Genomic DNA, 6,492 nt, shown 5'->3' with positions numbered 1-6,492 from the left:
GGACCATGTCTACAACAGTCTGGACCTGCTGAATTACGGCGACTCGGACCCGCTGCAATCGGCCCTGCAGCAGTTGAGCGGCGAGGTCTATGCCGACCTGCCCTCGGTCGAGATCGAAGGCGCCCGGGCGTTCCTGGGCGTGCTGCGGCAGCAGGTCAGCCAGTCCCGTCCCGGCGGCGCGGCGATGGCCGGCGGCCCGGCGGCCGCAGGCCAAAGCGAGCCCGGCCGGCCGAATGCCTGGATCGCCGGGCTGGGCAGCTTCGGCCGCCAATCGGGCGATGGCGACCGGCACGACCTCGACTTCGACGTGCTCGGCGTCGCCGTCGGCTTCAACCATCGGCTCGACGATGGCTTGGCGATCGGTGGAGCGCTGGCCTTCTCCAGCAGCAGCTTCAACACCCGCAAGCTGTCGGGCGACGGCGATCTCAGCACCGTCTCGCTCGGCCTCTATGCCAGCTACGCGCCCGCCGCCTGGTATGTTGACGGCGCGCTGGGCTACGCCCATGGCTGGGGCACGGTGAGCCGCGCGATCGCCTTCCCCGGCATCGATCGCTTCGCCGCCGCCGACACCGATTCGAACCTGTTCCTGTCCGGTGTCGAGACCGGCTACCGCCTGGCGCTGGGCGGCAGCACCGACCTCACCCCCTTCGCCGGGATCCAGGCCATCGTCGTCAGCCAGGACGGGATCACCGAGAGCGGGGCCGGTGCCGTCGACCTGCGCATCGGCGGGCGAACCGTGACCTCGGCCCAGGGCATGTTGGGCGCCGAGCTGGCCCATCGCCTGGACATCGGCCTGGACGCCCCGCTGGGCCTGTCGCTGCGCGCGGCCTGGAGCCACGACCTGGCGGATACGGAGCGCAGCTTCGATGGGCGCTTCGAAGGTTCGGATGCCGAATTCAGCATCGAGGGCGCCGAGGCGCCGCGCGACTTGGCCAAGGTCGGCGTCGGCATCAGCCTCGCGGCGCAGGCGGCGACGCTGTTCCTGCGCTACGACGGCAGCTTCGCCGACGGCTATCGCAGCCAGGCGGCGACCGGGGGGCTGCGCGTCAGCTTCTGAGCCGAGGCCTGCGATGATCCCGGGGGAGAGTTGCCGAAACGGCTTCTCTCATCCCGGTCCTTGCCCGTAGTCTGGAGTCTCCCCGTCCCGAATCTCGACAGACGTCCCGCCAGCGCGCGACGCCGAGGTTCCACCCGCAGCGATAGAGACTCCGCCGATGAACGACGTCTTCAAGGCCGAGGATTCCGCCGCCCTCAAATTCGGCATCGGCCAGCCCGTGTCCCGGATGGAGGACCCCACCCTGCTGCGGGGCGAGGGTCGCTACACCGACGATGTCAGCCTGCCCGGCCAGGCGTACGCCGCCTTCGTGCGCAGCCCCCACGCCCATGGCGTCATCCGGGGCATCGGCACCGACGCGGCCCGGGCCATGCCCGGCGTGCTGGCGGTCTACACCGCGGCCGACCTGACGAATTACGGGCTGCTGAAATGCGTGATCGCGTTCCAGAACCGCGACGGCACGCCGATGGCGACGCCGCCCCGCCATGCCCTGGCGGCGGACAAGGTGCGTTTCGTCGGCGATCCGGTGGCGGTGGTGATCGCCGAGACCGCCGATCAGGCGCGCGACGCAGCCGAGGCGGTGGAGCTGGACATCGACCCGCTGCCGGCGGTGACGCGCGTGCCGGACGCGATCGCGCCCAGGGCGCCGGAGCTGTATGACGAGGCGCCGGGCAACCTGGTGCTGGACTATCATTATGGCGACGCGGAGAAGGTCGCCGAGGCCTTCGCCCGCGCCGCCCATGTGACGCGGCTGGAGATCCTGAACAACCGCGTCGTGGTCAACGCCATAGAGCCGCGGGCGGCGGTGGCCGCCTTCGATGCCGGGACCGGCCGCTTCACCCTCTACGCCCCCAGCCAGGGCGTGTTCGGCAAGCGCAACAACCTCGCCGCCGTGATGGGCATCCCGACCGGGCAGATCCGCCTGATCACCGGGAATGTCGGCGGTTCCTTCGGCATGAAGGGCGCGGTGTTCCCGGAATATGTCTGCCTGCTGCACGGCGCCTGCGCGCTCGGCCGGCCGGTGAAGTGGACCGACCACCGCTCCGACAGCTTCGTCTCCGACCATCACGGCCGCGACATGGAGGTGGTGGCCGAGCTGGCGCTGGATGCCGAGGGCCGCTTCCTGGCCACTCGCTTCACGGGGTACGGCAATCTCGGCGCCTACCTGTCGCAGGTCGGCCCGATGATGACGACGCTGAACATCGCCAAGAACTCGATCGGCATGTACCGCACGCCGCTGGTCGAGGTGAACACGATCTGCGCCGTCACCAACACCGTGCCGATCGGCGCCTATCGCGGCGCCGGGCGGCCGGAGGGCAACTACTACATGGAGCGGCTGATCGACACGGCCGCCGCCGAGCTTGGGATCGACCGGATCGAGCTGCGCCGCCGCAACATGGTGGCGCCGGGCGAGCTGCCCTGGCAGACCCCGGCCGGCACCGCCTATGACAGCGGCGACTTCCCCGGCCTGCTGGCCCGCGCCGTGGAGGCCGCGGACTGGGCCGGCTTCGCGGCCCGGCGCGAGGAGAGCGCCGCCCGCGGCAAGCTGCGCGGCCTGGGCATCGGCTGCTATCTCGAAGTGACGGCGCCACCGAGCAACGAGATGGGCGGGATCCATTTCGAGGCGGACGGCACGGTCACCATCGTCACCGGCACGCTCGACTACGGCCAGGGCCACTGGACACCCTTCGCCCAGGTGCTGCATGCGAAGCTGGGCATCCCGCTCGACCGCATCCGCCTGGTGCAGGGCGACAGCGACCGGCTGATCGCCGGCGGCGGCACCGGCGGGTCGAAATCGATCATGGCCAGCGGCGCCGCGATCCTGGAGGCGGGTGATCTGGTGATCGAGAAGGGCCGGCAGATCGCCGGCCACCTGCTGGAGGCCGGCGCCTTCGACATCGAGTTCCGCGACGGCCGCTTCAGCGTGGCCGGCACCGACCAGGGCATCGGGCTGATGGAGCTGGCCGGAAGGCTGCGCGCGGGCATGCAGCTGCCGCCCGACGTGCCGGGCTCGCTGGATGTCGACCACATCTTCAAGCAGGCGCCGTCCGCCCACCCCAATGGCTGCCACGTCGCCGAGGTCGAGGTCGACCCGGAGACCGGCACCACCACGGTGGCGCGCTACATCATGGTCAACGACTTCGGCACGGTGGTGAACCCGCTGCTGGTCGAGGGCCAGCTGCATGGCGGCGTGATGCAGGGCGTGGGCCAGGCGCTGATGGAGCGCACGGTCTACGACCCGGAAGGGCAGCTGACCACCGGCTCCTTCGTCGACTACCAGATGCCGCGCGCCGCCGACGCCCCGCCGGTCTTCACCTTCGAGAGCCGGCCGCAGCCGACCGCGACCAACCCGCTGGGCGCCAAGGGCTGCGGCGAGGCCGGCTGCGCCGGGTCGCTGCCGGCGGTGATGAACGCGCTGGTCGACGCGCTGTCCGGCCTGGGCATCCGCCACATCGACATGCCGGCGACACCGCTGGCGGTGTGGCAGGCGATCGCGGCGCGGCAGGGCGCGGTGTAGGGTCGGGCGCACATCACAGCGAAGCGGCACCTTCTACGCTATCGGCGCCGCCCTGGACGCCCAGGCCTGACGGCCGGGCGCCGCAGCCGGACGGCGCCGGTCAGGCGGCATCCCGGGTCGGCGCGTCGACCTTGGGAATGGCGCGCAGGCCGATCTGCACCCGGTTCCACAGGTTGATCGCCCCGATCAGCAGGGTCAGGTTGCCGATCTCGGCGTCGCTGAATTGGCTCTTCAGCGCCGTGTAGTCGGCATCCGGGGCGTGCGTGTCGACGACCCGGGTCAGGCTCTCGGTCCAGGTCAGGGCGGCGCGCTCGCGGTCGGTGAACACCGGCGCCTCCCGCCAGGCGTCCAGCAGATGGATCCGCATCGGGCTCTCGCCCTGCTTCACCGCGTCGGTGGCGTGCATGTGGATGCAGAAGGCGCAGCCGTTGATCTGCGACGCGCGCAGCTTCACCAGTTCGATCAGGCTGCGCTCCAGGCCGCTGGCCTCGATGGCGGCGCCCACCGCGATCATCGCCTTGGTGCCCTCCGGCGCGGCGTGGAAGATGTTCAGGCGCGGGGTCATGAGTATCTCTCCGTCAGGGTCGAGCGGGTGGAGCGGGCGTCCGAGATCGCCCACAGGGTCAGCAGCGTCCCGATGGCCGCCGGCAGCGTCACGGCCGGGAAGTCGCGGATCAGCACCGACGGACCGCAGATGCCGACGGCGACCTCCCAATAGTGGAACAGGGCATGGCCGGCCAGCCACAGGGTGGGCGCAGCCCAGAAGATGATGCGGTGCCGCGGCTGCGCGGCGCCGAACAGGTAGGATGTGCCGACGGCCAGGAAGATCAGGCCGATATCGCGGATGAAATGCTGGTTGAACGGGCCGGTCGTGGTCACCCCGGGCACGGCGAAGTACCAGCCGTCCGGCGACACCAGCATGTAGGCGCCGTTGGCTTCGGCCAGGACGCCCATGAGCACGGCCAGGCCGACGCAAATCTGCTTCAGCATCGCTGGGTCCTTTCTTGCGGGAATGCCGCGGGTCGCGGCGTCACGCCTTCGGCGGCGGGGGAACGTTGGCCAGCCACCAGTCGATGGTGGTGGTGCCGAGACGGGCATCCGGGCCGGGCATCAGCGACCGGTCGTCCACTTTGATGCCGAAATACGGCGCCTGCGGATCGGTGACCACCTGCCGCGGGTCCTGGTCATGGGCCAGGACCCTGGCAACCAGCTCGTCGAGATGGAACGGGGCGGGGCCGCCCACCTCCCGCATACCGTGCGCCGGCGGGGCCAGCGCCGCCTCGGCGATCGCGGCAGCGACGTCCTGCGCCGCCATCGGCTGGAACAGCATGTGCGGCAGGCGCACGACGCCGTCCACCGTCGAGAAGTCGGCAATGCCGCGGATGAACTCGAAGAATTGGCAGGCGCGAACCAGGGTGTAGGGGATCGGCGACGCCTTGATCAGGCGCTCCTGCGCCAGCTTGGCACGGAAATAGCCGCTGTCCTGCAGCCGCTCGGTGCCGACCACCGACAGGGCGACATGATGCCGGACCCCGGCCTTGATCTCCGCCGCGGTGATGTTCCGGCCGGCGATCTGGAAGAACTCCATCGCCGCCTGCTCCGCGAAGGATGGGGAGTTGGCGAGGTCGACGACGACATCGGCGCCGGCCAGCGCCTCGGCCAGCCCCTGGCCGGTGATGGTGTCGACGCCCGTGCCCGGCGCGGCGGCGAGGGCGTGATGCCCCTTCCGGCTCAGCATGGCCACGACCTTGGCCCCGATCAGGCCGGTCCCGCCGATGACGACGATCTTCATGCGCTACCTCTCGCCTGGCAGGCGCCGTCCGGGTCGAGGGCCTTCCCCTCCACCGCACGGCCGGCGCCTGGAACGAGGCGGAGGATCGCGGATCGCCGCCCTCCCCGGCCATTGTGCCGACCGTCAATCCTGCACATCAAAGGGTGGCCGGACCTCGACCTTGGCATAGATCGGACCCGGGGTAGCTGCCTCTCCTAGTCCCGTTCCGCCGGCAGCCAGAGCCGGAAGCAGGCGCCACCCTCTGGCCGGTTCGAGGCGGCGATGCCGCCGCCATGCGCCGCCATGATCGACTGGCAGATGGCGAGGCCGAGGCCGATCCCCTCCTCCTTTGTGGTGAAGAAGCCGTCGAAGATGCGTTCCATGTTCTCCTCCGCGATGCCGGGGCCGTTGTCCTGGATCGTGAAGGCCACCTCGCCGTTCCGGCCGAGCCCGGTGGTGAGCTCGATGCGGCCGTCCTTGCCCTCGATCAGGCCGATCGCCTGGATGCCGTTGACCAGCAGGTTGACCACCACCTGCTGCAGTTGCACCCGGTCGCCGATTACAGGGGGCAGGCCGAGGCCGAGCTTCACCGAGAGCTGGATCGACCGGGTCTCGATGTTGTGGCGGATGAACAGCAGCGCCTCATCCACCACCTGGTTCAGGTCCAGCGGCCGGCGTTGCGGCGCGTGCTTCGCGGTCGCGGACCGGATGCGGTGGACGATCTCGTTCGCATGCCGGGCGCTGGCCACGATCCGGGTCGTCAGCTGCATCACCTTGGCCAGGTTCGGCTCATCGCGCGACAGCCAGCGTAGGCTGGTCTCGGCATTGGTGAAGATGGCGGCGAGCGGCTGGTTCACCTCATGCGCGATCGAGGTGGCGAGCTCGCCCAGAGTCGAGATCCGGGCAGCGCGCGCGAAATCGGCCTGCAGCTGGCGCAGCTGCGCCTCGGTGCGGAGGCGGTCGGTGAGGTCGTCGAGGCTGACAACCGTGACATCCCGCAGTTCCGGCGGCGTCGGATAGGTCACCGAGAACTGGACGTCGAGCAGCCGGCCATCGAGCCGGCGGAGCTTCATCACCTCGGCGTGGCTCCGGCGCCCCTCGAAATTCGCGATCATGATCCGCCGCACGGTGTCGGGCGACGCCTGGAAC

At 70.3% G+C, this 6,492-nt stretch carries 6 protein-coding genes; 2 read left to right on the top strand and 4 right to left on the bottom strand.

Annotated elements, in window-relative coordinates:
* The coding region (locus ABDW35_RS29365) for an autotransporter outer membrane beta-barrel domain-containing protein (protein WP_343717394.1) at positions 1-1,057 on the top strand (1,057 nt) is incomplete at its 5' end.
* Between the two features lie 157 nt (positions 1,058-1,214).
* Complete coding sequence (locus tag ABDW35_RS29360) at positions 1,215-3,572, top strand: xanthine dehydrogenase family protein molybdopterin-binding subunit (protein WP_343717393.1); 2,358 nt, start codon at positions 1,215-1,217, stop codon at positions 3,570-3,572.
* Between the two features lie 100 nt (positions 3,573-3,672).
* Here the strand turns inward: ABDW35_RS29360 and ABDW35_RS29355 are convergent, their stop codons facing one another.
* From ABDW35_RS29355 to ABDW35_RS29340, 4 genes are all read right to left on the bottom strand, one after another.
* Positions 3,673-4,137 (bottom strand): carboxymuconolactone decarboxylase family protein, encoded by a 465-nt coding sequence (locus tag ABDW35_RS29355; protein WP_343717392.1) that lies wholly within the window; start codon positions 4,135-4,137, stop codon positions 3,673-3,675.
* Positions 4,134-4,562: a hypothetical protein gene (locus ABDW35_RS29350; protein WP_343717391.1), complete on the bottom strand. Its 429-nt coding sequence runs from the start codon at positions 4,560-4,562 to the stop codon at positions 4,134-4,136. Before ABDW35_RS29350 ends, ABDW35_RS29355 begins: the two co-directional genes overlap by 4 nt.
* A 40-nt stretch (positions 4,563-4,602) precedes the next feature.
* On the bottom strand, positions 4,603-5,364 hold the full coding sequence (locus ABDW35_RS29345) for an SDR family oxidoreductase (protein WP_343717390.1): 762 nt from the start codon (positions 5,362-5,364) through the stop codon (positions 4,603-4,605).
* Between the two features lie 194 nt (positions 5,365-5,558).
* The coding region (locus ABDW35_RS29340; protein WP_343717389.1) for an ATP-binding protein at positions 5,559-6,492 on the bottom strand (934 nt) is incomplete at its 5' end.

The organism is Inquilinus sp. (genome assembly GCF_039594555.1).
Lineage (GTDB): Bacteria > Pseudomonadota > Alphaproteobacteria > DSM-16000 > Inquilinaceae > Inquilinus.
This window is presented reverse-complemented; position numbering and strand designations above follow the sequence as displayed.

What these genes read in the sequence shown, in the direction of transcription:
- ABDW35_RS29360 (WP_343717393.1), top strand. Translation starts at nt 1,215, where the DNA reads ATGAACGACGTCTTCAAGGCCGAGGATTCCGCCGCCCTCAAATTCGGC.
- ABDW35_RS29355 (WP_343717392.1), bottom strand. Translation starts at nt 4,137, where the DNA reads ATGACCCCGCGCCTGAACATCTTCCACGCCGCGCCGGAGGGCACCAAG.
- ABDW35_RS29350 (WP_343717391.1), bottom strand. Translation starts at nt 4,562, where the DNA reads ATGCTGAAGCAGATTTGCGTCGGCCTGGCCGTGCTCATGGGCGTCCTG.
- ABDW35_RS29345 (WP_343717390.1), bottom strand. Translation starts at nt 5,364, where the DNA reads ATGAAGATCGTCGTCATCGGCGGGACCGGCCTGATCGGGGCCAAGGTC.